Genomic DNA, 23,329 nt, shown 5'->3' on the forward strand with positions numbered 1-23,329 from the left:
CTCCTCCCCGGGCGATCTACCGTACGGTCGTGCCGTGCTGCCTGCCGTGTCCGCATGAGGAGGTTCCCGTGTCATCGTCGTATGACCCCCAGTACGCCCCCGCCGGTGATGTCGGAGCGGCGCTCATGGTGATCGACTCCCGCCTCAAAGCCGTCTACGACGGCAAGTCGGGGACCGATCCCGAACAGCGGCGTCTGATGGACCAGTTCGCCGCTTCCCTTGACCGCGAAGGCGTCCGTGACCTGGTGGACGGGGCGTGCACGCTCATCTACATGTTCACTACGTGGCTGCGGAAGGCGTACGAGGCCCACGACAAGGACGCCATCGAGTACGTGGTGCCCCACCTGGTGGCCACGATGCGCACGATGCCCAGGAGCGTGCGCCCCGAGGCCATCCCCACCATGGCCGGCATGGTCATCGCGGCAGCCACGGACCTGAGCCCCAGCCTGTGGCGCAAGCAGTACGGGGACTGGACCAAGGACGAGATGAACCCCCTGGAGGCCACTGCCCTCCTCCTCGCGGAGCACATCAACCGGCTGACGGGCGACCGCGACTACGCCACCCGCCTGATCACCAACGCCCTGTCCGGCGCGGACCGGGACTGACCCACGAGCACCACCGCGAGCACCACCGGGAGGCCCTGGGCGCACGCCGTCGCGCTCGCGTGCGCCCTCGCCGACCTCGGCTGGGCGGGTGGCCACGCGTGGCGGCTCCCCGCTCCAGCGGCTCCGTAACTGCGCCGTATCGGTACTGATTCGCATGTACCGGGAGCTTCGGGGCAGCGGGGGAGGCGGGTGAGTGGGAGGAGGTCGGCAGTGGGGCAGGAGGCCCAGTACGACGAAGGCCGGGCCGCCGCGCGGCTGAGGGTGCCGAAGGTGGCGTTACGGTGGGCGGTCCACATCGGGGCGGTGCCGGCAGCGGATGTGGGGCCGATGATGTGGTCGCGGGCCGCGGTGGAGTCCATGGATGCCGAAGCGATCGCCGGCCGTCTGCCGTACGCGTTGTCCGGGGCGGAGGCCGCCGACCGGCTGGCGCAGGCCCTGGGAACACCGAACCCGCCCGGTGGACCGGCCAGGGTGAGTGTGGCGACCGTGCGGGAGATGGCGGCAGCCGGGTACCTGACCGATCTCTCCGACGATCCGAACCGGCCGCTGCTGCACCCCGATCAGGTGATGGACCTGGCCCGGCGCGCGGACCTGGACCGCCTGATCGCCGAAGCCACCCCACTTGGCCCGGACCAGTGCGCCGCCCGCCTGCGGATCCGCCGAACGGACTTCGACCATCTGGTACGGCTCGGCTGGATCACCTGCGCGCAGGAGGCGAGGGTGAAGTTCGGCGCGGCCCGAGGCGGCACCGTACGGATTCGGCTCTACCGGAGGGCGGACGTCGACCGGATTCCGGCCGAACACCCGGAGGTGGACTGGGCCGCCTTACGGGCCCTGGGCAAGGGCCGGCGTTCCCCGCTCGCCAACCCGGCCCCCGCCAGGTCGCCCGGATGACCGTCGCCGCCGTGCCCGTGGGCCTTCCACGCGGACACGGCGTGGCCCCCGGCGGTCCTTCCGGTGAGAATCGCCTCGTCGGTTCGTGGACGCCGCGGCCGAGCGGGAACGGCCTTGTCAGGTCGTGGTACGGCTCCGGAGGCGGCCATGGGCCGCCCGGCCGGACAGGCGCCGCTGCTCCCGCTCCGCCCAGCGGCGGACGCGCTCGGGGTCGAGCGGGACGCCGTGGCCGACGTGGAGTTTCGTGGGGTTCAGGGCGAGCATGGCGCGCAGGCTCACCAGGTTGTCCAGGGGGTCGTCGTGGAACGGCGGGTTGGCGGGTTTGCCGGGGATGAGGCCCATGAAGGAGTTGGCCACGAGGTCGCCCGCGACGAGGTCCCCCTCGTCGGTGAGGACGGAGACGGAACCCGCTGTGTGACCGGGGGTGGGCATGATGCGCGCCGCGAGCCCGAAGTCGGCCAGGTCCGTGTCACCGCTGATCAGGATCTCGGGCTCGAACGGATCGGCGGAGACGTGCAGCTTCCTGTTCCGGTTCATCAGACGGCCCATGGGACCGGTGGGCAGGTAGGGCATGCGCGGTTTGCCGGTACGGAAGGGTTCGAGATCGGCGACGTGGCCGGCGACCGGCGCGCCGGTGAGGCGACGCAGCTCTGCCGCCGAGCCGAAGTGGTCGATGTGTCCGTGGGTGATGACGATCAGGGCCAAGTCGGAGGGGTCCACGCCGTGGGCGGCGATCCGGTCGTGTATCAAACGCCCGCTGCCTGGTGTTCCGGCGTCGATGAGTACGGGGCGCCGGCCGAGCAGCAGATAGGCGTTGACGGCGTGCTTTCCGAGCACCGGTATCGGAATGATCTTCGTGTGGGACACGGGGGCCTTTCGTGTACAGAAGCGGGACGTGGGCGTGCCTGGGTGTCCCCACCCGGTCGGTGGGGAGCAGGAAAGAAGAGGAGGGAGGAGCGAGGTAGGGGCGAGGGAGGGGCGAGAGAGGGAGAGGAAGGCGGGTCGCCTCAGCGGAAGCGGCGGCGGTATGCCGCCGGAGTGGTTCCCATGTGGCGCTGGAAGACCCGGTGGAGGGTGTGCGGGGAGCCGAGCCCGCTCGCGGCGGCGATCTGAGGCAGAGCGGCGTCGCTCTCTTCGAGGAGCCGGCGGGCAGTCTCCAGCCGGGCGGACTCGACGTAGGCGCCGGGCGTGGTACCGGTGCGCTGCGCGAAGAGCCGGGAGAAGTGGCGTGTGCTGAGACCGGCACGCCGGGCGAGCGCCTCTGCGGAGAGGTCCGCGTCCGGGTGCTCGGTGATCCATCGGCGCAACTCGCCGATCCGGTCGCAGGTGGCGCCGGGGGCGGACTCCTGGACGGAGAGCGGAACGCTGAACTGGCTCTGTCCGCCCGATCGATTGACGTACATCACCATCATGCGGGCGGTGGCGAGCGCGAGGGCGCGGCCGTGGTCCTCGGCGACCATGGCCAGCGCCATGTCCATCCCCGAGGTGATGCCGGCGCTGGTCCACAGCGAACCGGATCGGACGAAGATCGAATCGGGTTCCACTTCGATCTCGGGGTGGGCGGCGGCCAGTTGTGCGGTCGTGAGCCAGTGCGTCGTGGCGGATCGACCGTCCAGCAAGCCGGCCGCGGCCAGGAGATGGGCGCCTGCGCACACCGATCCGGTGCGGCCCGCCCGGGGCACCGCCGTGCGCAGCCAGTCCGTGATGACGGGATCGATGACGGCCCGGGTTCCACCATCCTTCGCGTGGGTGACCGCACCGGACACCAGCAGGGTGTCCACCCGGCCCGTGATCTCGTCCAGCCGCAGGTCGGCGAGGAGCCGGACACCGCTGGAAGTGGCCACGGAGCCGCCGTCCGCCGTCGCGATCTCGACGGTGTAGCGGGGGTGTTCGTCATCGGCGACCCGGGAGGCGACCGAGAAGACCTCGGCGGGTCCTGTGACGTCCAGGAGTTCCACGCCGGGGAAGGCGACGATGACGACGCGCTGGGGGGCGGGCATGCGTCGATCCTCGCCCCGCGTCGCCGTGTCCGCAATGACGAGCTTGTCGCAGATCCAGCCATCGAGCGGGTATGGCGCGGGCTCCCCGTGAGCGTCGGGTCGACCGGGCGGTGAACCCGGAGTCACTCCGATGGAGCCGCTGACCTGCCGGGTCGCGCCGGCGCCGTTGTCCGGTGGGTCCGCGATCGCGCCCGTTGACAGTGCGGGCGCAGGTGTGCGGCTCGGCCGGTCCCAGAGGGTGCAGCGGACTTGCGCTCGGCCGGAGCAGCGCTGATGGCCGTCCCGGCGGCCCCCCGTTACGCGTCGGGCCGGGTTCCCCGTGGTGGCATTCCGCCCGCCGGGCGGGGGCGAGACTCGGCTCGCGGGGGGCCCGATGACCGCACCGCGCCACCGGTGGAAGGTTGCCGTTGTCTGCTCCGTTCGTACCAGACCGGTGGCGGTCCACCGGCCGGTGACCGACGGTGGCCAGGGCGCCGGTCGTTCGCCGGTGCTTCTTCCGCCTGGGCAAGGGAGCCGGTCATGTCCGATCGTCACACGATGTTGCGTAGCCTCCACGATGCGGGTCTGGCCGCATGGTTCGGGGGATCCCTGATGGGCGCGGTCGGCCTGAACGGTGCCGCCCGCGATGAGGGCGGCACATGGGCCGGTTCGGCGAGGATCGCGAGTGCCGGCTGGGCGAAGTGGACGCCGGTCAACGCCGCCGCGATCGCCGCGCACCTGTTCGGTTCGGGCGGTCTGCTCGCCGCGAACGCGCCGCGCGTCGCCGCCCAGCAGGGGGTCGCCGCCTCCACGCTCGCCAAGACCGTCCTGACCGGCGCGGCCCTCGCGGCGACCGCCTACAGCCGCGTCCTGGGCAAAAAGATCGAACTGGCCGGGTCCGCCAACCCGCAGGACGCCGAAAAGGCGGCCAAGCACCCCATCGACACGGACAAGGCGCAGCGGCACCTGGCATGCCTGCAGTGGGCGGTACCCGCCCTGACCGGCGGCCTGGTGATCCTCAACGCCTTGCACGGCGAACAGCAGCGCCCCGCCGAGCAGCTCCAGGGCATGTGGCAGCGCGCCCGTACCCTCGCGCCGCACATGCCCAGCGTCCCCGACTGGCACCTCTCACACTGACCTCCGGTCTGCGACGGCCTCAGCCCCGGCCCCGGCCCCGGCCCCGGACTCGGCCCCGGTCCCGGCCCCGGTCCCGGTCCCGGTGTCGGTGTCGGTGTCGGTGTTGCTCTCGGTGTTGGTCTCGGTCTTGGCAGGGGCACGGTGGCGGACATTGCCGCCTACGTCGGCTCCTTCGGCCCCGTCTCACGGACCGGCCCGCTCCGGAGACGGCATAGTGATGGCGTGACCGCTGAACGTGATGACGCGCCCGACGACCGCCCCCACGCGGGCAGCAGCTCTGCCGTGCCGGACGGCGCAGGTGATGAAGAGGCGCAAGTCATCGTGGTGGGCGCCGGACCGGCCGGTTCGGCCGCCGCCGTCCACTTGGCGCGCGCGGGGGTGGACGTGCTTCTGCTGGAGAAGAGCGGCTTCCCCAGGGAGAAGGTGTGCGGCGACGGACTGACGCCGAGAGGTGTGGCCCAGCTGGTGCGGATGGGAGTCGACATCGACGCACCGGGCTGGATGCGCAACCGCGGAATGCGGTGGGTCTGTGAGGGCCATCAGGTGGACCTGGACTGGCCGCGTCTGGGCAGCCTTCCCGACTTCGGGCTCACACGGAGCCGACACGACTTCGACGACCTGCTCGCCGCGCACGCCGGCGCCGCCGGAGCGCGCCTGCGCACGCACGTGAAGGTCACGGCCCCCCTGACCGACCGGGCGGGGTACATCACAGGAGTGACCGCGTCTCGCGGCCCGGGCCGGGAGCCGGTGCGCTACCGGGCGCCGCTCGTCGTGGCGGCCGACGGCGCCTCCGCGCGGACCGCGCTGGCCCTTGGACTCGCACGTGACACGAGCCGACCGGTCGCGGCAGCGGCCCGCCGCTACTACCGCAGCCCTTCCCGCACCAACGACCCGTACCTGGAACTGTGGGCCGACCTGCGTTGTCCGCGCACCGGGCTGGACCTGCCCGGATACGGCTGGGTGTTCCCCCTCGGGGACGGGCGCGTCAACGTCGGCCTCGGCGCCCTGCCGCAGCGGCGGCGGCGTCCGGTGGAGTTGCGGGCGGCCCTGGAACACTGGCTGACCCGCCTGCCCGAGGAATGGGGGGTGCGGGAGGAAAACGCCGACTCGCCCCTGCGCAGCGCCCCCTTGCCGATGGGACTGAACCGGCGCCCCCAATACCACCGGGGGCTGCTCTTGGTCGGGGACAGTGCGGGCATGGTCAGCCCGTGGAGCGGCGAGGGCATCGCCCAAGCGATGGAAGCCGCGGAAGTGGCCGCCGAAACCATCGCCCTGGCCCTGGCCAGACCGGCGGGCCCGCGGCGCGAGCACGCGCTGCGGCAGTACCCGGCCGAAATCCACCGTCGCTGGGGGCGCTACTACAGGCTGGGCAACCTCGCCGGCGATCTCCTCTTCGCCCGGTACGGCTACCGACCGCTTCTGCACCCGCGCGTCATGGCCTCGCCCCCGCTGTTGCGCTACTTGGCCCGTCTCCTCACCCACGTCACCGACGAACCGGCCCACGACAGCGTTGACGCCGTCCTCCACACACTGTTGCGCCTCGTGCCATCCGTACGACGATGAGACCGCCGAGGCGGGCCGCACTGTGAGGGTCCCGGTACCTGGCGTCAGCGGTGCGACACTGGCTGGGTGACGGACAGCGAACGGCACATGGACCGACGCTTGGAGAGCGTCATCCTGGAGCTGCTGGCTCGGCGTGCGCCGACCGCGACGATCTGTCCCTCCGATGCCGCGCGAGCGGTGTACGGAGGGGACGATGACGGCTGGCGCGCACTCATGGAACCGGCCCGACGTGCGGCCCGGCGGCTGGTGGAATCCGGCGAGGTCGAGATCACCCAGGGTGGCCGCCCCGTGGAGCCGACGAAGGCCCGCGGCCCGATCCGCATCCGGATTCGCCGCGCCCGCTGACACGCCGGTAGGCGCCCCGGCCCCTATGTGAGCGGCTCCGCCCCTCCGGCCCGGCGCGACCCGCTTCCGCTCCCCGGGCCGGCCCGGCCGTGTGCGCGGGCCGAGGATTAGCCACGCCCGGGTGTGGGCAGCCGCCGGCCGTGACTGCGAAAGCGAGGCCGACCACCACCCCCGACGGGCACCACGTCGTCATCGACGGCCGCCGGTGGCGAGCCGGCGACCCCGAGATCCCGGCTGAGGCCGCCGCACGGCTGCGCGTCCATCTCATGGCGGCCCGGCGCGCCATCGCCGCCGCCCATCGCGCCGACGACCCCCGGGCGGAGCGCGACGCCCGGGCGCGGGTGCAGGCGGCGAAGGTGGCCCTCGGCGAGCGCGGCACCCCGTGGTGGGAGCAGAGCTCCGCGGAACGGCGCTCCCGCTGGGAGGCGGGGCTGGCCGCGCTCGACGCCTGATCTTCCCCGGCCGATCCGACTTCTTACGGACCCGCCGTCGAACCTGCCGTCAGACCCGCCGTCGGACCTGCGACGGCTCGGTCCGGCCACCGGCTCAATCAGCCCACCCGGTTCGGTCAGCCCACCTGGTTGGGTCAGTCCACGAGTACGCCCGGGTTGAGAATGCCCCGCGGGTCGAGGGCCCGCTTGGCGGCCCGCAGGGCGAGGGCGAAGGGTTCCGGGCGCTGGCGGTCGTAGCCGGGGCGGTGGTCCCGGCCGACGGCGTGGTGGTGGGTGATGGTGGCCCGGTGGCGGTGCAGGACCTCGCCCGCGACGGCCTTGAGATCGTCCCAGAGGGCGACCTCGTCACCGGGCCGGCCGGCGGCGAGGACGGTGAAGTAGGGCGCCGCGCCATCCGGATACACGTGTGTCAGGCGGCAGTTGACGATCGCCGGGTGTCCGGTCGCCTTGCGCGCCGCCTCGCCGACCTCGGTGCGTACGGCGTCTATCAGGCCGGGGACGCGGTCCCATGTGGCCGCCGTCTCGAAGGTCTCCGCCACGGCGCCCATCCTGGCCAGACCGTCGCGGAGGTAGGGCATCCGCAGGAAGGCCGAGCGCCAGGCGCCCACAGCCGCGTCACCGCCGCGCCCCTCGGCCGTGGTGGCCGTACCGTCATGGCGGCCGCCGTACGAGCGGGCCAAGTCGACGGCCCGCGTGAGCCGGGAGGTCACCGGCTCGTCGGCCGACTCGAACCCCAGGACCAGCACGGCGCAGCCGTCGTGCGCCGCGCCGGCGAGCGCGGCCTCACCGGCGTCCAGCAGGCGGCAGTTGGCGGGGGAGAGGTCGGACTGCGCCAAGGCGCGCACCGCCCGGAGCGCTGCGTCGAAGTCGGCGAAGGCCACCGCCGCGGACGCCTTGTGGCGCGGGCGTTCCTGGAGCCGCACCCAGGCTTCGGTGATGACGCCGAGGGCCCCTTCGGAGCCCAGGAAGAGGCGGTCGGGTGAGGGGCCCGCGCCCGAGGCGGGCAGTCGCCAGGAGTCGCTCGTGCCGGCCGGGGTGACCACGCGCAGCGATTGCACGAAGTCGTCGATGTGCGTGCGGCCGGTGGCGTAGTGGCCGCCGGCGCGGGTGGCCAACCAGCCGCCCAGCGTGGAGAATTCGAAGCTCTGCGGGAAATGCCTGAGGGTGAGGCCGTGGGGTCGCAGCTGGTCCTCCAGGCTCGGTCCGAGGGTGCCGGCCTGGATGCGTGCGGCCCGGCCCTCGGTGTCGACCTCCAGGACGCCGCCCATGGCGGTCAGGTCGAGGGACATCACCGCCCGGTGCGCGTCGCCGCGGTACTCCACGCCCCCGCTGACCGACGAACCCCCGCCGTACGGCACGACGGCGACCTGCCGTTCGCCGGCCCACTCCAACAGGTCGGCCACGCCCCGCTCGTCCGTCGGGCGGGCGACGAGATCGGGGACGCGGCCGGGCCGCCCCCGCAGGGCGCGGACGACGTCGCGGTAGGCCTTTCCCATGGCGTGGGCGGCGCGGTCCGTGGGGTCGGCGCAGACCAGGTGGGCGAGGCTCCTCGGGGGCACGGCCGCGGGGCTGCCGATGCCCAGGTCGGCGACTCGGGGCACGGGGAGCGGGCGGGCGAGGGTGCCGGGCAACAGGGCGCCCATCGCGGTGCACTCCGCGTCGTCGGGTTGTTCCTCCGTCCAGCCCCAGCCCCACCAGGAGCGGGTGCGGAACATCGGCTGTGAGGTGGTGCCGGCCATGGGCGCTCCAGCGGTCAGAGTAATTTACCTACCGGTAAATTACCTACTGATAATATCCCTCCATGGCAACCCCTCCTTCCAAAGCCGGCACCAAGGGAGTCCCGCGGCACCACCGCCGGCAGCAGATGCTGGACGCGGCCACGCGGGAGTTCGGCACCCGCGGCTACGCCGCCGCGTCGCTCCCCGCGATCGCCGCGCACGTGGGCGTCACCAAGACGCTGCTGCACCAGTACATGGGGACCAAGGAGGACTTGTACGTCGCCTGCCTGGTCCCCGTCGGCAACCGGCTCCTGGACGCGATCCGTACGGCGATGGGCCCGGACGGGACCGCGCCGCACACGCCGCTGCGCGTACTGGACGCCATCTTCACCGCCCTGGAGGGGCAGCGGGAGGCGTGGTTCGTGCTCTACGACACCTCGCTGCCGCCCGGCGGGGAGGCCGCGCGCAGGGCCGCCGAGTACTGGTCGGCCATCGATCGGCTCGCAGCCGGCGGTACCGCCGAACTGCTGCGCGCGGCCGGATCCACCGATCCGCTGGACGCCGACGCCCTCAAGTACGTCTGGCGGGACCTGGTCGCCACCCTCGTCCGCTGGTGGGTCAAGCACCCGGAACAGACCCCGGCCGCCATGACGCGACGCTGCGCCCGCCTCTCCGCGGCGGCGGCCACGCTGACTTCCGACGGCGACCTTTCAAGGCCTTGAGGGCGGTCAGGCCGCTCCCCGCCGTCCCGCACGACCCCCCGCGGGCGGCTGAGCGCCCTACGGAACGTTCGTCGTGGTCTCGCACCGGACGGCGACGTCGATTCCCGCCGTGCCGTCGCAGGTGTCCGGCGTGTCGTCACCGCCGTCGAGGACGTCGTCGCCGCCATCCGCCTCGGGCGCCGGCGCGGTCTGCTGACGAGAGGTCATCGAACCGGGGGTGGGTGTGGAGGGGGCGGGGCGGGCGGGGCGTTCCTTGTGGGTGCCGTCTCCCTTGCCGTGCGCGACGTGCCCGGAGTTGCTGTCCCCGATGAGGCTGTCGATGCCCGGGCCGCCCAGGAGGACGTCCCTGCCGTGGCCGGTGGCCGTGCCCTCGGCGGAGGAATCACCGGTGATGCTGTCGTTCCCGGGCCCCCCGTCGAGGACGTCCGCGCCGCCGCCCGAGGCGTCGATGCCGCCGCGGCTGTCGCCGATCATGGCGTCGTTGCCCTCCTCGCCGAAGAGGATGTCGTTCCCGCCCCCCGACGCGCTGCCGCCGAAGGCCATGCTGTCGCCGCCCATGCGGTCGTCACCCGGGCCGCCGAAGAGGATGTCGTCGCCTCCGCCGTCGGCGGGAGTCCCTGTGGTGATCAGGTCGCCGCGGATGAGGTCTCCGCCTTCGCCGCCTTCGATCTGGTCGTCACCCAACCCGCCCGCGAGTGTGTCGGTCCCCGCGAGTCCGCAGATCAGGTCGTTCCCGCCCCGCCCGTTGATGATGTCGGCGCCGGCAGAGCCGACGATGACGTCGTCGCCCTCGGTCCCGTTGATCGTGCCTGCTCCGGTGATGGTCGCCACGCGGCCGAAGCAGGTGGTCGCGGGGGTGTCGGCGGCAGCTGTGGGGAGGCCGAGGGAGAGCAGCGCGGCTGCCGCCAGCAAAGTGAGTTTTCGGCCAGGCATGGAGGACCTCCGGTCGTAAGGCAAGCGGCAGCCTTGGATTCCGTGGGAACATAGGGCGCGAATCCCCCATGTGCAATGACCGGCCAGGATGTGGGTATGCCTTGCCCACCTATGGCCCAACAGGACTTGCGGGGAAGCGAGCCGTACCTCCCCGGACTCAGGTGAGCCAGGGGGTGTTCCAGTCGTCGACCGTCTCCCCGGACGTAGGGGTGTTCTCGGCTTCGTGGGGGGTCGGGCGGGCGGCGGCGAGAGTGGTGAGGATGTTCTGCCATGTGCCGTCGAGATTCCACAGGCGCAGCCGTTCGGCGCATCGGTGCCAGGGCCCGTAGCGGGTGGGCAGGTCGTGCCAGCGGCGGCCGGTGGCCTGCTGCCACAGCATGCCGTTGATCACGATCCGGTAGTTCGGCCCGGAGGGTCCGCACCGCGGGAGCAGGCCGCGGACGGCTTCCCATTCGCTGTCGTCGAGGTCCGTGGTTTCTTTCACACAGGTGCAACGACGCTTCCATCATCCGGGTACGTTCCCGGGGCCGTCGATGACGCTGGGTCCGAACGGGATCAGGTCCGGGCTGGGTGACACCCCGAGTGGCGCGGGCGTCAGCCGGCAGACGCCGTCCACGGCGCGTCGCGGACGCGTACCGGCCCGGCGCAGCCGTCGGCGGCGACGGCCGTTGAGTTCCGCCACCGCCACCGCCACGGCCACCGCCACCGTCCGTCCGGGCCGCGCTGATCTGGTGTTGAAGTCCGCAGGTGGGGCCCGGTATGGCTGCCAGTAGGGTCAGCGGGTATGACTGTCGCTCGTTCCGTCGCCCTGTTCCTAGTCGCCGCGTTGTTCGAGATCGGCGGCGCCTGGTTGGTCTGGCAGGGCGTCCGCGAACACAAGGGTTGGGCGTGGGTCGGCGCCGGCGTCATCGCGCTGGGCCTGTACGGGGTGGTGGCCACCTTCCAGTCCGACGCGAACTTCGGCCGCATCCTCGCCGCGTACGGTGGCGTATTCGTCGCCGGGTCCATCGCCTGGGGCGTGATCGCCGACGGCTACCGCCCCGACCGCTACGACATCATCGGCGCCCTGGTCTGTCTCGTGGGCATGGCCGTGATCATGTACGCGCCCAGAGGGAACTGACCTCGCCCGGCCGCCCCGCCCCCGGCGGCCCGGACGGCGCCTGCGGTGGCCCTACGGGGTGCTGCGGGTCGGGAACGCGAAGGTGTAGCCCCGCGCGGCGAGCCACGGCAGGTACTCCTTCAGCGCCGCGACGGTCTCGCTGCGGTCGCCGCCCCCGTCGTGGAAGAGGACGGTCGGCTGCTGCGGCAGTTTGCCCTCCACGGCGGCGACGATGGCCGGCAGGCCCGGACGGCTCCAGTCCTTGGGGTCCACGCTCCAGCCGAGGGGACGCATCCCGCTCGCGGCGGCGATCGCCCGGCTGTCGGGGGTGAAGGCACCGCCCGGCGCCCGGTAGTAGTTGACGGCGACGCCCGGCGCGGCGTTCTCGATCATGGCCTTGCCGTCGAGTATCTGCTGCTGCTGGTAGGCCACGGGCTTGTGGTCCATCGTCACGTCGTGGTCGACGGAGTGGTCGCACAGCTGGTGCCCGTCCGCGGCGACCGCGCGCACCAGCTCCGGGTACTTCTGTGCCCGGGTCCCGATCATGCAGAAGGTGGCCTTGACGTGGTTCTCCCGCAGCACCTGGAGCACCTGCGGGGTCCAGCGGGGGTCGGGGCCGTCGTCGATGGTGATGGCGACCGCGTGGCCGGGGCCCTGGGCCAGTCGGGAGATCCCCAACGGAACCCGGGTGGGGGCGGTACGGGCCGATTCCGCGTGATGCGTGGCCGGGTGTCGGCCGGCGGAGCCGTCCGTGGCGGCGACGGCCGGTGCGACGGCCGCCGTCAGGAGGCCGAGGACGGTCGCCGCCACGGCGGAACCCGCCCGCCGACGACGTGCGGAACTGCTGGTGGTGCCCATGGACGCCTTTCTTCGGGCTCGGCCCCCGGTCTCGCGTGGCTTTCGATCCAGGCTAGGTCATCCCTTTCCGCCGATTTCTCCTCCTTCGGCCCGAGGAACGGCCGGTTCGACGGCCCGGCACCGCCCCCCGCACGGGCGGGGAGCCCGCCGGTTCCCGGCGGAGGGCCACGGCAGGCGGTCGCGGGTGAGATGCGTCACGGCCGGCGGCGCGCGCCCACCGCGGTGTGGATTCCCCAGCCCGCGGCGGCGCCGACCGCGTACCAGAACAGGTCGGGCGCGTTGAAGGTTGAGCCGAGGACCAGGCGGGCGACCGTGCTACGCGCCGCGAGCGCCGACGGCACCGGACCGAGCTGGAGGAATTCGACGGTCCAGCTGACCGCCAGCGCGGTCCCGGCGGCCCGCAGGGGCGTCACCCGGGGCGCGATCAAGACGACGATGGCCAGGAGCAGGGCGGTGTACAGCGCGTCGCCGCCGTACTTGGCCACGCTGCCCGCAGTCGCGGCCCGCAGCCCCAGACCCGAGCCGACGGTCGCCGCCGCGGCGGCCGCTGCCGCCAGGCGGATTCGTAGGAGGTCGGCTCGGACGGCTGGGACACGGGTTCCGGGGTCAAGGTGCACGTCCCGATCCTGCCGGAGCGTCACAGGGGGAACGGCGGGGAGACCGCGTACGACCGGAGCTGGTCCGTCCACTTCCCGGCGGTCGTCTCCGGTGACCGCCGCCTTCCGCGCGACCCGAACGTAAGGCCGACTGCCCGGAGGGCGGTTCAGCCCCACCGAGGACGGCGGGCGGCTCCACCCGTGGGCGGGCGGGGGTTCTTGACGGTTCGTCGCCCTGTCCGGCGCCTGTCAGGCGGGGGCGTGGCCGATACGATGCGTGGGTTTCGGCAGGGCGGCACAGCGGGGGTGCGCGGTATGAGCGGTTACGGCGGGGGCGGGTACGGGGGCCCGGTCGATGGCGCGGGTGGCGGGCCTCCAGGGGGATACGCAGGCCACGGCTCCCCGGTCCCGCCGCCGGGGTACCCGTACGCGCGGCCGGTCCCTGCGCAGGGGAATCCGTACGGGCCGCCGGTTCCTCCGTCGGGCTACCCGTACGGGCCGCCGGTTCCCCCGCAGGGGTATCCGTACGGGGCGCCCTACCCGCCGGTTCCCCCGCCGCCGGTCGAGCCCTCACGGGGTCGGAAGATCGTGCGCGGCATCCTCAATCCGTTGTACGCCGCCCAGCGGGCGTTTCGGCCCTCGCGGCCCGGGATCGTGGAGGATGCGGAGGTCCGCAAGCTCCAACTGTGGCGGACCGCGTTGGGGCTCCTCGCCTGGGTGGGTCTGATGGTCACCTACAGGGCCGTCGTCAGCGCCCACGACGTCAAGGCGGTGGCGGACGAACGCCTCGACCAGAGTTGGTCCGGCGTCCTGGCGCTGGTGTGTACCTTCCCCGTGGTCGTCGGAGGTTTCATCGCCGCCGCGCGGGTCGGGTTGCGGCGCGTCTACCTGCGACGGGCCGCGCGCCCGTTCGGTGCGGTGGTGGCCATCATGGCGTCCATGGGGACCTCCGCACTGGCGATGGCACCGGAGTCGGCGGGACTGCGGGACGCCGTCGGTCTGCCGGGGAAGATCGCCATCTGGGTGCTGTTCCTGTGGTCGATCTGCTTCGCCCTGTACGGCATCGGCCTGTCGCTCGTGCACGTCTTCCGCACCGCGGACATCCACGAGGTGGTGCCCCCGGTCCTCGCCGGTGTGCTGGTGTGGGAAATGGCGCTGCTGGACGTGATCACGGGGGCTTACCCCCAGGTCCCGCCGGTGGCCCGGGCGGTCTTCATCCTGGGCGCCCCCGTCACGGTCACGGCGCTGTCCTGGTGGGAGTTGCGCCGCCTGCGCCGTCATCACGGGCTGTCGATCCGTAACGCGTTGGGGCGTTGACGCGCTCCTCCACCCTCCCGGGCCCGCGCGCGAACCGCCCCGCGGCACGCGTCAGTAGGGCCGGGCCAGCTTGGCGAAGGCCGGCGACAGCTCGTTGCGCGAGGCGCTCGGGAAGGCGACGGTGTTCGGGTCTCCGTCGGATACGTAGCGGTTCTTCCCGGCGGCGAGCTTGTCCAGCCAGCGCGACGAACCGAACTCGGCGTCCTCGTCCTTGGCTCCCGCCGAGCGGATCCTGGGGATAGCGCCGGGTGCGAACGCCTTGGCGAAGGGCGAGACCGAGGGGTTGGCGCCCACCAGGTACACCCCGTCGTAGCGGTACCCCGTCCCCCGCGTGGCGAGCTCCGCGGGTTGGGGCATGGCGCCGAAGGGCAGGGCGAGCGACGTGACCGGCGTTCCGGGCAGGGCCTTCTCGATCGCCTGCTGCCCGGCGGAAATCGCCCGTGTGGCGCCCGCCTGATCCAGGGAGCGCAGGTTCTCGTGACGATCGGTGTGGTTGGCGACCTCGTGCCCGTGCGCCTTCAGCCAGGACAGGGCCTTGGCGGAACCCGTGGCCGAGAATGCGTCCGCGTTGACGAAGAAGGTCGCCACGGGCTTGAACGCCGGATACTTCTTCGCCGTCTCCGCCAAGATGGCGACGGCGGTGTCCGGTGCCGGGGTTCCGTCCGGGTTCAGGCGCACCTGACTGTTGGTCGAGTCGTCGAACGTGAGGACCACCGGGTGCATGCCGGCCGGGATGTCGATGCGGCCCGTCTGGAAGTCCCGGGCCGTCACCGGTACGTAGTTCTCCCGGGCGAGACGCTCCAGCTCGGCCCGGAAATCGGCCGGAGTGCGGTCGTAGACGCTCGCCGGCTTCTCGGTGAGCTGGTGGTACATCAGCACCGGCACCTGGCCGAGTTCATTGGCGCCGACCTCCGCCGGAGCCTTGGCGACGACGGGGGAGACGGCCGCGCGCGGGGCGGCGGCATGGCGTTCCCCGGAGGCCGGTGAGGACCCCGTGGAACAGCCGGAGGCGAGCAGGACGGCGCCGGCCAGGGCGCCCAGCGGAACGATCGGGTGGCGCATGAGAAGCCCCTCCACGGCGATTGTGTGCAGCCATACCTACCTGCGACGGGGGGCCGCATACCGCACTGTCCCCTGCATGGCGTAGCCGCCACGCCGGGACCGAATGCCGCCTTTCGTGTGAAATACGGTCATAACGAGACGACCGGCGCGTCGCGCGGCAATGAATGGAGGCAGCATCCGGCCCACTCCGGCCCCCGGCACGAAGGACGTCATGATGTCCCGCAAAGGCATATCGAACTCAGTCCCATCCCTGCGTCTCCGCCGCCCGGCCCGCAAGGGCGCCCTGATAGCCACGACCGGGGCGCTCGCACTGGCCGGAGCCGGCGTCGGAGCCTGGACCTTCCTCGCCCCGGGCCCGGCCATCCAGGGCCTGGGCGACGGCGCCGTCCTCGACGGGCGCAAAGCCGCCCAGGTCAGTGCCTTCCTCGCCGCCGACGAGGCCGGCGGCAGGGGCCGGCTGCGCGCCACCCTGGACGGCGCCGCGCTCCCCGTCACGGCTGAGGGCGCCCGCCTCAAACTGGCCTTCCCGCACCTCAAGGAAGGCCGCCACACGCTGGTGGTGACGGGCGACAGCAGCCTCCCCTTCGCCTCGTACCGCAAGGTCGTCGGCTTCAGCGTGGACGCCACCGCCCCCGAGCTGAAGGTGGCCGACCCCCAGATCAAGAACGTCGCCGCCCCCGTCACCATCACCGGCAACGCCTCCACCGACGCCGAGGTGAGCGTCAACGGCAAGAAGGTCCTCGTCGACAAGGCCGGGGCGTTCAAGGTCACGGTGCCCAAGGGCACACCCCTCGTCACGGTCACCGCGACCGACCACGCCGGGAACACCACCACCAAGAGCGTGTCGGCCCGCGGCCGTCGCCCGATGATCCGTGCCGCGCACATCACCGCCATCGGCTGGGGCGACGACACGCTGCGCGGCAACATCCTCGCGTTGGTCCGCAGCGGCAAGCTCAACGCGGTCGAGCTGGACGTCAAGGACGAGGACGGCGAAGTCGGATACGCGTCCCAGGTGCCGCTGGCCCGCCAGATCGGCGCGGCCAAGGGCTACTACGACGCCCACAAGGCGATCGCCGAGATCCACGCCGCCGGAGCCCAGGTGATCGGCCGGATCGTGGCCTTCCGCGACCCCAAGCTCGCCGCGGCCTCCTGGAAGTCCGGCAAGTCCGACCAGCTCGTGCTGACGCCGGGCGGACAGCCCTACGAGGGCGGCCACTACGGCGCCCTGTCGTTCACCAACTTCGCCAACCCCGTCGTCCGCAAGTACAACCAGGACCTGGCCGTCGAAGCGGCGCGGCTCGGCTTCGACGACATCCTCTACGACTACGTGCGCCGCCCGGATGGTCCGCTGACGCACATGCGGTTCCCGGGCATCGGTACCGCCACGCCCGAGCAGTCCATCACCTCGTTCGTCGCGGACACCCGCATCGCCCTGCGTCCCCAGGCCAAGTACCTCGGAGTCTCGGTCTTCGGCATCGCCGCCACCCGGCCCACCGAGATCGCCCAGGACATCGGGGCCCTGGTCAAGGTCACCGACTACATCGCACCGATGGTCTACCCGTCCCACTGGGGACCGGGTGAGTACGGCGTCGCGCAGCCCGACACCGCCCCGTACGCGATCGTGCAGCGCTCGCTCGCCGACTTCGCCCGCCAGGCGAAGGGCACGCAGACCGAAATCGTCCCGTGGCTCCAGGACTTCTCGCTGGGCAGCACCTACGGGCCGGCCGAGGTGGCCGAACAGATCAAGGCCGCGGCGGACAACAAGATGAACTCCTTCATCCTGTGGAACGCCGGTGCCCGCTACCAGGGCGCCGCGCTCCAGCAGATCGCCTCGCACTGACGGGGCGGCCCGTACGCGTCTGAGCGGCAGTCGGCCAGGTGGGAGGCGGGGCGTCCGGCCCCGCCTCCCACAGCACTGTGATTCCTACCGGCGGGCGCAACTCCAAGCCCCCATGCCCTGCATGGAAGCGAGCCTCTCGGCCGTCATGATCTGCTCTTTCTTCGTGGCCAGGTCGGCGCGGGTGGCGAACCGGTGGCCACCCGCGGCCTTCCAGCTGGATCGGGTGAACTGCAGACCGCCGTAGTGCCCGTTGCCCGTGTTGGCCCGCCAGTTGCCACCCGATTCACACCGGGCGATCGCGTCCCAGTCGACACCGGGTTTGGAGATGTGGGCGGCCGTGCGGGTGTTCGCATGGGCCGGTGAGGCCCAGAACGCGAGCACGGCGCAGAGCAGGGCCAAGAAGGTGCTTCCGGTTCGCCGGCCGGCTTGGAAATGAGACATCAGTCCTCCTGCACGTCGGGTGGACCAGCCCCACGAACCCGGCCGGCCCCGCTTACGGCCGTCAGGCCTTGGCGGCAGCACAACACGCCCGCGCGTCGATTCCGGCTCGTCTCAGGCGGGCGAACGGGGGACGCCACCCGGACGGCGCCGCCACCGGCCGGGAGGGAAGGCCTCTGGTTCGAGGCCGAGGGGAACGGTGAGGTGGTCTCCGGCGCGGCTTCGAGCGGCACGCGGCGCTCGCGGAGGGGGAACTTTTACGCCGTCTGCCGGCCCTCTTACCGCGCCGGCTTCCTGTTTCCGCGTACCCGAAGTTTCGCGAGCCGGAACGGGACCGGTCTTTGTCCCTATTGGGGCCCGCGCAGGGAGAACTCGTTGCCGTCGGGGTCGAGCATCAGCAGCCGGGCGCCGTCGCCCTGGTGCATGTCGGTGCGGGTCGCACCCAGCGCGATCAAGCGGTCGACCTCCGCCTCCCGGTCGACGTCGGCGGCGACCGTCAGCTCGAAGTGCAGCCTGTTCGCGCCCGCCTTGGGCGCCACCGGCGGACCACCCCAAGTGATCTTCGTGCCACCGCTCGGTGCTTGGACCGCCGTCTCCTGGTCCTGGTCCCAGACCAACGGCCACCGCAGCGTCTCGCTCCAGAAGTAACCGACCTCCTGCGTACCATCACAGGCCAGCGCTCCGATGAAGCCCGTGTCGGCGAGGAACTCGTTGCCCGCCGCGATCACGCAGAACTCGTTGCCGTCCGGATCGGCGAGCACCACGTGTCCCTCTTCCGGCAGTTGGCCCACGTCGATGTGTTTCCCACCGAGCTCCAACGCCCTGGCCACGGTCTGCCGTTGGCCCTCCGGCGAGGTGCTCGTCAGGTCGAAGTGCGCCCGGTTCTGCCCGTTCTTCGGCTCATGGCTCGGCAGGAAGCGGATGCGGAACCCGGTGGAAACCGGGGGCAGGATGGCAACGTCCTCGTCCGGACCGTCGACCGACTCCCAACCGAGGAGCCCTGACCAGAACCGCGCCAGGTCCGACGGCCGGGTGGCGTTGAAGCAGATCGCGAACAGTTGACTGGTCATACTCCGGGCATCTCCGATCCACTGACGGGCTACGCGGGAGCCTCGCTCTCCCCGCTGCGGGCGCAGCCTAGGGGCGGCGGCAGGGCACCCGCATCCGACTTTCCGGCGCGGGGCGTGCCGTCCCAGCGCCACGTGGTCAGGCGGGGGAGTCCGTCCAGTTCGGCGCGTCCGGTGGCCCACAGCAGCGTGAGCCACGGCTCCGTGCCGGCCGGGGCGTTCGGAAACAGCCGGGCGAGCACCCGTGAGCACAGATCGGCGGGCGGGTTCCAGGTGAGACCGAGTCCTTGGGTCAGGTCGTGGGTGTGCACCAGGGTCTCAACGATCCCCATCGCGGCGAAGCCCTCGGCGTCGGAGATGCCGAAGGCGTGGTAGGCGCGAACCTGAGGGGGTGTGGTGCGCGCCATGGCCACCAGCAGCGCGCCGCCGGCCTCCAGCACCTGCAACAGGCCGACTGACCCCGCCTTTCGGTCCGCGTGAATGGCGTTCGCGGGGCCGCCGGGCCGCCGGCTCTCCCACACGAAGGGCACCTCGCCGTCCAAGGGCGGTGATTTGGGCCCCAGTTGCGCGGCGTACGCGAAAAGGTCGTCGCTCAGGTGCTCGACGGTCTCCCAGCAGTCCCATTCCAGCGAACCCGCCTTCGCGGCCCACGCGGCCGGGGGTGCCTCGCGGAGGACCGCCAGGGTCAACTGAACGGCAAGGTCGAGATCCTCCGCGGTGACGGGGGACGAGGAGGAGCCGGTCTCATCTGATTGGGACATGGCAGGACGGTACCCCGACCGGAAGGAGCCTCACCGCCTGGTAACAGCGTTGGGTGACCCGGCAGTCGGCAACCTTCCTCGCGCCCGGCATCGTCGTGACCGAGGCCGGCCCGGCGTGGCTTACAGGCCGGGGAACGCCGCCCGGGCGCGGTCGAGGTTCTCGCGCCGGAAGGGGCGGGGCTCTTGTGGAGTCAGCCCGATGACCAGAGGACGGACCCCCGCCTGCTCGTACGCGGCGAGCTTGTGGTGACCGTCGAGGAGGTACCCCACCCGGCTCTCGGCGGTGGGGAACAGCGCGACCAGGGCCGGCTGGCCGTCGCCGGCGCGGATGCGGTCGCGGTAGCGGCGTACGGCCCTGTGGTCGCGGGGCGGCCACGCGTCGGTGGTCACGAGTGTGAGGTCCTCGTCGGCGTACCAGCGCTCGACCTGGAGAGGGCGCGGGTGGACCACCCGCACATGGTGCGGAGCGACAGCGGCCGTCATGACGTACCGCCGGGGGGCCAGCAGGGACAGCAGCGGCCGCAGACAGGCCGGATCCGGTGGCTCGACCCGACCGGTACGCGGATCGGGCACCAGGTCGGGGGCACTGAGCCACTCGGTGAGGTACTTGACCTCTGAAAGCCCGGGCCCGCCACCGCCCGCGCGGGCCGCCAACCAGCCCACGCTGCCACGACCGTCGTTGGCCTCCATGAACCCCGGCTCGCCCACCAGCAGGAGCAGGCTGGCGTCCTCGTCCCCGGTCACCTCGATGACGCCGTGTCCGTCGGGCACGTCGAAGCACACGGAGCGGGGAGCCACAGGGGTCCGTCTGATCATCTGTCGATCCTATGGCGACCGGCGACCGGCGACCGGCGACCGGCGACCGGCGGCCTTCGCCGGAGACGGCGGGGAGGCGAGACGGTCCGGACACGGCAGATCCCCCGACCGGGGGAAGAGGTCGGGGGATCTAGCGGGGGCCTGGGCGTCCTAGTGACGGAAGGCGTCCTTGGTCTTTTCCTTGGCCTGGCGGGCATCGCCCTTGGCGTGATCGGCGCGTCCCTCGGCGGTCATGCGCTCGTTGCCGGTCATGCGGCCGAGGGCCTCCTTGGCCTTACCGGTGGCCTGCTCGGCAAGGGCCTTGCTCTTCTGTTCGCCCGACATGCGGACCTCCTCGTGTAGTACCGGGTTGGTCGTGACCGTCCTCCTGCTCGCCCCCGAGAGATCTAAACGCCCTGAGTACCCGACCGCTGCGGGGACGGGCACGACGGCGACCACCAACGGGCCCTCACAGGATTTCGATGTACCCATCGGTTCCGTGCAGACGGATGCGCTGCCCGTCACGGATCAGCCGGGTAGCCTGCTCCACACCCACAACCGCAGGCAAGCCGTACTCCCTGGCGATCACCGCGCCATGGGTCATCAGGCCGCCCACCTCCGTCACCAAGCCCGCGATCCCGACGAACAGTGGCGACCAGCTGGGGTCCGTGTGGGCCGTGACCAGGATGTCGCCCGCCTCCAGTTCGGCCTCCGCCATGTCGAGGATGACGCGGGCCCGCCCCTCCACGGTCCCCGTGGAGACCGGCAGGCCGACCAGCGCGCCGGCCGGCACGTCCTCGCGGCGGTACGCCCCGGTGACGCACTCGCCGTCCGATGTCAGCACCCTCGGAGGTGTGAGCGCGCGGTAGGACCGGAAATCCTCCTTGCGCTGCCGGATGAGCCGGTCGTCCACCCGGTTCGAGCGCGCGACGTCGTGGAACTCCTGGAAGGTGAGGTAGAAGACGTCCTCCTTCTCGGCCAGGACACCGGCCCGCACGAGGCGCTCGGCCTCCCTCGACAAGGCCTGCTTGTAAAGGAAGTAGCGGCTGACGATGTCGTACTTCGGGTACTCCCGGTACCCGATGAAGGTCCGGACCCGGTCGATCATCCGCTTGGCCTCGTCGGCCTTCTGTTCCCCGTCCGGTAGGGCGCACAGTCGTGACAGCACGTCCTGTTCCTTCCTCCGCGCCTTCTGGCGCCCTTGCTCGAAGCGCCGCCGGGCGGCCCCCGGCTCGAAGTTCCTGACGTTGTCGAGGATCACGGGTACGAGCGTGGTGGGGCGCTCACGCCAACGCGGCCTGGTGATGTCGATCTCGCCGACGCAACGCATGCCGTAGAGGTCGAGATAGCCCTCGATGGCGTCGCGCGCCTCGGCCCCACCCGTGACTTTCGCCAGCTCGTCCAGGAAGCCCTCGTCGTCGGCGCCCCGCAGGAAGTCGATGACCTGCGGGTGCGGCCGGATCACGTCCGCGACGTCGAGCAGCGCCAGTCCCATCTCCGAGGTGATGTTCCCGGGAGCGGACAACGTGAGCGTGTCAGCTGCGTTCTTCTCACCCAGCCACTCGTGCAGCTTGTCGTTGAGCCACCACGTGGCCTCCATCCCCGCCATGATCACCTGAAGGTTCAGCGGATCACCGAGGACTCGCTTGTGCTCCTCGAAGGCCTCCAGCAGGAAGTCGAACAGGTCCGGCCCGGTCTTCGTCCGGATGTCGCGCCTCAGGACGTCGACGGACGCCCGGCTGCGCTCGATCAGTCGGGTGACGATGGCCGGATCGGTCTCGATCGGGGCGCGGACGCCACGGGCCGGTGGCCCGCCGGGACCCGCGTCGGGCAGTGACACGACGAAATCGCCGCGGTCCAGGATGGTTTCCAGCGCGTCTTTGGTCAGAGGGTCGGACCTCCCCACCATCTCCAGCATGCCGGCGCGGCTCGTGGGGGAGGCCAAGTGCGGCGTGATGTCGACGAACAGTCTCCCGCCGGCGACGTGCATAGCCACCATGGCCGTCAGCCGCCACATGGAGAGCCCGAGCGGCTTCATGGCGTCGGTCATCATCTGCTGATGACCGACGGACACGTAGACGTGGTTCTCCTCGTCCTCCGTCTCGGGGACGGGGAACAGCGTCGTGATCGGTCGGCTCTGAACGATCTGGAACTCATCGCCGACCAGGCACCATTCGATGTCCTGCGGGCGGCCGAAGTGCGCCTCGATCCGTCGCCCGAGCCGCACGAGCCGTACGACCTGCGCGTTCGTCAGCGCCGGCCGGTCCTGCCGCTGCGGATCGATGGCCACTTCCCGCGTACCGCCACCCGGCAGGGCCTGAACGGCGAGCCGCTTCGCGGCGATCGACTCGGCGACGACTTCGCCGTCCCGCACCTTGAAGACGTCGGGGTTCACCAAGCCGGAGACCAGCGCCTCACCGAGGCCGAAACCGGCGTCCACCGTGGCGATCGTCCGGTTGCCCGTCATCGGGTCGGCCGTGAACAGGATGCCGGAAGCACGGGCGAAGACCATCTGCTGCACGACCACCCCCATGTGGACCGCACGGTGGTCGATGCCGTTCCGCCGGCGGTAGGTGACGGCCCGTTCGGTGAACAGCGAGGCCCAGCACCGACTGACGTGCCGAAGGATCGCCGTCGCCCCCACGACGTTGAGGTACGTGTCCTGCTGGCCCGCGAAGGAGGCCGTGGGCAGGTCCTCTGCCGTCGCGCTGGATCGGACGGCGTAGGCGGCGCACTCGCCGTTCCGGACGAGTGCGCGCGTGATCTCCGCCGCGAGATCGTCCGGGATGGCGATTTCCTCGATGGTGCGGCGGATCTCCGAGCTGAGCGCCCGGATGCCCTCCCTGTCGTCCGCGCTCAGGCGTGACAGCTGATCGAGCCGATCGTCGATCGACGGTGCCTGCGCCATGACCCGCCGGAAGGCGTCCGTGCTCACGCAGAAGCCGGCCGGCACGCGGAGGCCCGCGATACGGGCCAGCCGGCCCAGGTTCGCCCCCTTGCCGCCGACAGTCGCGACCTGGCCGTCGTCGACCTCATGAAGATCCAACACGTACTGCTCGGTCATTGCCATACCTCCGGAACAGCCGTGCTCCGTCGCACCGCGCTGGTCGATCGATTCACCGGCAGCTCCACTCCGTGGACAAGTCGA

At 71.7% G+C, this 23,329-nt stretch carries 24 protein-coding genes; 10 read left to right on the top strand and 14 right to left on the bottom strand.

Annotation, left to right across the window (positions count from 1 at the left end):
• Nucleotides 1–68 precede the first annotated feature (68 nt).
• Nucleotides 69–605, top strand: coding sequence for a hypothetical protein (locus ACV7NM_RS30030; protein WP_463413246.1), 537 nt, complete (start codon nucleotides 69–71; stop codon nucleotides 603–605).
• 210 nt (nucleotides 606–815) lie between these two features.
• Nucleotides 816–1,499: a hypothetical protein gene (locus ACV7NM_RS30035; protein WP_463413247.1), complete on the top strand. Its 684-nt coding sequence runs from the start codon at nucleotides 816–818 to the stop codon at nucleotides 1,497–1,499.
• Nucleotides 1,500–1,616: 117 nt separating this feature from the next.
• Here ACV7NM_RS30035 and ACV7NM_RS30040 read toward each other — a convergent pair whose 3' ends face one another.
• The gene (locus ACV7NM_RS30040) at nucleotides 1,617–2,336 is read right to left on the bottom strand and encodes an MBL fold metallo-hydrolase (protein ID WP_463413248.1); all 720 of its coding nucleotides are present in this window, start codon (nucleotides 2,334–2,336) and stop codon (nucleotides 1,617–1,619) included.
• 170 nt (nucleotides 2,337–2,506) lie between these two features.
• Entirely contained in the window at nucleotides 2,507–3,499 is a 993-nt protein-coding gene (locus tag ACV7NM_RS30045; protein ID WP_463413249.1) for a GlxA family transcriptional regulator, read from the bottom strand.
• A gap of 519 nt (nucleotides 3,500–4,018) precedes the next feature.
• Between ACV7NM_RS30045 and ACV7NM_RS30050 the strand changes: the two genes are divergently transcribed.
• From ACV7NM_RS30050 to ACV7NM_RS30065, 4 genes are all read left to right on the top strand, one after another.
• Nucleotides 4,019–4,615, top strand: a complete 597-nt coding sequence (locus ACV7NM_RS30050) for a hypothetical protein (RefSeq protein WP_463413250.1) — start codon at nucleotides 4,019–4,021, stop codon at nucleotides 4,613–4,615.
• A 282-nt stretch (nucleotides 4,616–4,897) separates the two neighbouring features.
• On the top strand, nucleotides 4,898–6,178 hold the full coding sequence (locus ACV7NM_RS30055) for a geranylgeranyl reductase family protein (RefSeq protein ID WP_463414115.1): 1,281 nt from the start codon (nucleotides 4,898–4,900) through the stop codon (nucleotides 6,176–6,178).
• 87 nt (nucleotides 6,179–6,265) lie between these two features.
• Nucleotides 6,266–6,523 carry a DUF3253 domain-containing protein gene (locus ACV7NM_RS30060; protein WP_463414116.1) on the top strand — a complete coding sequence of 86 codons (258 nt, stop codon included), beginning with the start codon at nucleotides 6,266–6,268 and terminating at the stop codon, nucleotides 6,521–6,523.
• A gap of 140 nt (nucleotides 6,524–6,663) precedes the next feature.
• Complete coding sequence (locus tag ACV7NM_RS30065) at nucleotides 6,664–6,975, top strand: hypothetical protein (protein WP_463413251.1); 312 nt, start codon at nucleotides 6,664–6,666, stop codon at nucleotides 6,973–6,975.
• 134 nt (nucleotides 6,976–7,109) lie between these two features.
• Here the strand turns inward: ACV7NM_RS30065 and ACV7NM_RS30070 are convergent, their stop codons facing one another.
• Nucleotides 7,110–8,714, bottom strand: coding sequence for an FAD-binding oxidoreductase (locus ACV7NM_RS30070; protein WP_463413252.1), 1,605 nt, complete (start codon nucleotides 8,712–8,714; stop codon nucleotides 7,110–7,112).
• A gap of 62 nt (nucleotides 8,715–8,776) precedes the next feature.
• On the opposite strand from ACV7NM_RS30070, the gene ACV7NM_RS30075 reads away from it, so the two are divergent.
• Nucleotides 8,777–9,415, top strand: coding sequence for a TetR/AcrR family transcriptional regulator (locus tag ACV7NM_RS30075; RefSeq protein ID WP_463413253.1), 639 nt, complete (start codon nucleotides 8,777–8,779; stop codon nucleotides 9,413–9,415).
• 57 nt (nucleotides 9,416–9,472) lie between these two features.
• Here ACV7NM_RS30075 and ACV7NM_RS30080 read toward each other — a convergent pair whose 3' ends face one another.
• Nucleotides 9,473–10,348: a calcium-binding protein gene (locus tag ACV7NM_RS30080; RefSeq protein ID WP_463413254.1), complete on the bottom strand. Its 876-nt coding sequence runs from the start codon at nucleotides 10,346–10,348 to the stop codon at nucleotides 9,473–9,475.
• Nucleotides 10,349–10,505: 157 nt separating this feature from the next.
• Nucleotides 10,506–10,832, bottom strand: a complete 327-nt coding sequence (locus tag ACV7NM_RS30085; RefSeq protein ID WP_463413255.1) for a transposase — start codon at nucleotides 10,830–10,832, stop codon at nucleotides 10,506–10,508.
• A 300-nt stretch (nucleotides 10,833–11,132) separates the two neighbouring features.
• Between ACV7NM_RS30085 and ACV7NM_RS30090 the strand changes: the two genes are divergently transcribed.
• Nucleotides 11,133–11,468 (top strand): YnfA family protein, encoded by a 336-nt coding sequence (locus ACV7NM_RS30090; RefSeq protein WP_463413256.1) that lies wholly within the window; start codon nucleotides 11,133–11,135, stop codon nucleotides 11,466–11,468.
• Nucleotides 11,469–11,519: 51 nt separating this feature from the next.
• On the opposite strand, the gene ACV7NM_RS30095 is transcribed toward ACV7NM_RS30090, so the two are convergent.
• Together ACV7NM_RS30095 and ACV7NM_RS30100 are read right to left on the bottom strand one after the other, a co-directional pair.
• Complete coding sequence (locus ACV7NM_RS30095; RefSeq protein WP_463413257.1) at nucleotides 11,520–12,305, bottom strand: polysaccharide deacetylase family protein; 786 nt, start codon at nucleotides 12,303–12,305, stop codon at nucleotides 11,520–11,522.
• 194 nt (nucleotides 12,306–12,499) lie between these two features.
• Nucleotides 12,500–12,922: a ribosomal maturation YjgA family protein gene (locus ACV7NM_RS30100; protein WP_463413258.1), complete on the bottom strand. Its 423-nt coding sequence runs from the start codon at nucleotides 12,920–12,922 to the stop codon at nucleotides 12,500–12,502.
• A 567-nt stretch (nucleotides 12,923–13,489) separates the two neighbouring features.
• On the opposite strand from ACV7NM_RS30100, the gene ACV7NM_RS30105 reads away from it, so the two are divergent.
• Nucleotides 13,490–14,218, top strand: coding sequence for a hypothetical protein (locus ACV7NM_RS30105; RefSeq protein ID WP_463413259.1), 729 nt, complete (start codon nucleotides 13,490–13,492; stop codon nucleotides 14,216–14,218).
• Between the two features lie 51 nt (nucleotides 14,219–14,269).
• Here ACV7NM_RS30105 and ACV7NM_RS30110 read toward each other — a convergent pair whose 3' ends face one another.
• Nucleotides 14,270–15,280, bottom strand: a complete 1,011-nt coding sequence (locus ACV7NM_RS30110) for a polysaccharide deacetylase family protein (RefSeq protein WP_463413260.1) — start codon at nucleotides 15,278–15,280, stop codon at nucleotides 14,270–14,272.
• Between the two features lie 211 nt (nucleotides 15,281–15,491).
• On the opposite strand from ACV7NM_RS30110, the gene ACV7NM_RS30115 reads away from it, so the two are divergent.
• Nucleotides 15,492–17,120, top strand: coding sequence for a putative glycoside hydrolase (locus ACV7NM_RS30115; RefSeq protein ID WP_463413261.1), 1,629 nt, complete (start codon nucleotides 15,492–15,494; stop codon nucleotides 17,118–17,120).
• Between the two features lie 84 nt (nucleotides 17,121–17,204).
• On the opposite strand, the gene ACV7NM_RS30120 is transcribed toward ACV7NM_RS30115, so the two are convergent.
• From ACV7NM_RS30120 to rph, 6 genes are all read right to left on the bottom strand, one after another.
• Nucleotides 17,205–17,561, bottom strand: a complete 357-nt coding sequence (locus ACV7NM_RS30120; protein WP_463413262.1) for a transglycosylase family protein — start codon at nucleotides 17,559–17,561, stop codon at nucleotides 17,205–17,207.
• Between the two features lie 344 nt (nucleotides 17,562–17,905).
• The gene (locus tag ACV7NM_RS30125; protein WP_463413263.1) at nucleotides 17,906–18,628 is read right to left on the bottom strand and encodes a VOC family protein; all 723 of its coding nucleotides are present in this window, start codon (nucleotides 18,626–18,628) and stop codon (nucleotides 17,906–17,908) included.
• 29 nt (nucleotides 18,629–18,657) lie between these two features.
• Nucleotides 18,658–19,386, bottom strand: coding sequence for a hypothetical protein (locus ACV7NM_RS30130; protein ID WP_463413264.1), 729 nt, complete (start codon nucleotides 19,384–19,386; stop codon nucleotides 18,658–18,660).
• 120 nt (nucleotides 19,387–19,506) lie between these two features.
• Nucleotides 19,507–20,202 carry a hypothetical protein gene (locus tag ACV7NM_RS30135; RefSeq protein ID WP_463413265.1) on the bottom strand — a complete coding sequence of 232 codons (696 nt, stop codon included), beginning with the start codon at nucleotides 20,200–20,202 and terminating at the stop codon, nucleotides 19,507–19,509.
• Nucleotides 20,203–20,352: 150 nt separating this feature from the next.
• The gene (locus ACV7NM_RS30140) at nucleotides 20,353–20,526 is read right to left on the bottom strand and encodes a CsbD family protein (protein ID WP_463413266.1); all 174 of its coding nucleotides are present in this window, start codon (nucleotides 20,524–20,526) and stop codon (nucleotides 20,353–20,355) included.
• Between the two features lie 124 nt (nucleotides 20,527–20,650).
• Nucleotides 20,651–23,245 carry a rifamycin-inactivating phosphotransferase gene (rph, locus tag ACV7NM_RS30145; RefSeq protein ID WP_463413267.1) on the bottom strand — a complete coding sequence of 865 codons (2,595 nt, stop codon included), beginning with the start codon at nucleotides 23,243–23,245 and terminating at the stop codon, nucleotides 20,651–20,653.
• Nucleotides 23,246–23,329: the final 84 nt, after the last annotated feature.

The sequence above is a fragment of the Streptomyces sp. Tek67B01 genome, assembly GCF_055231995.1.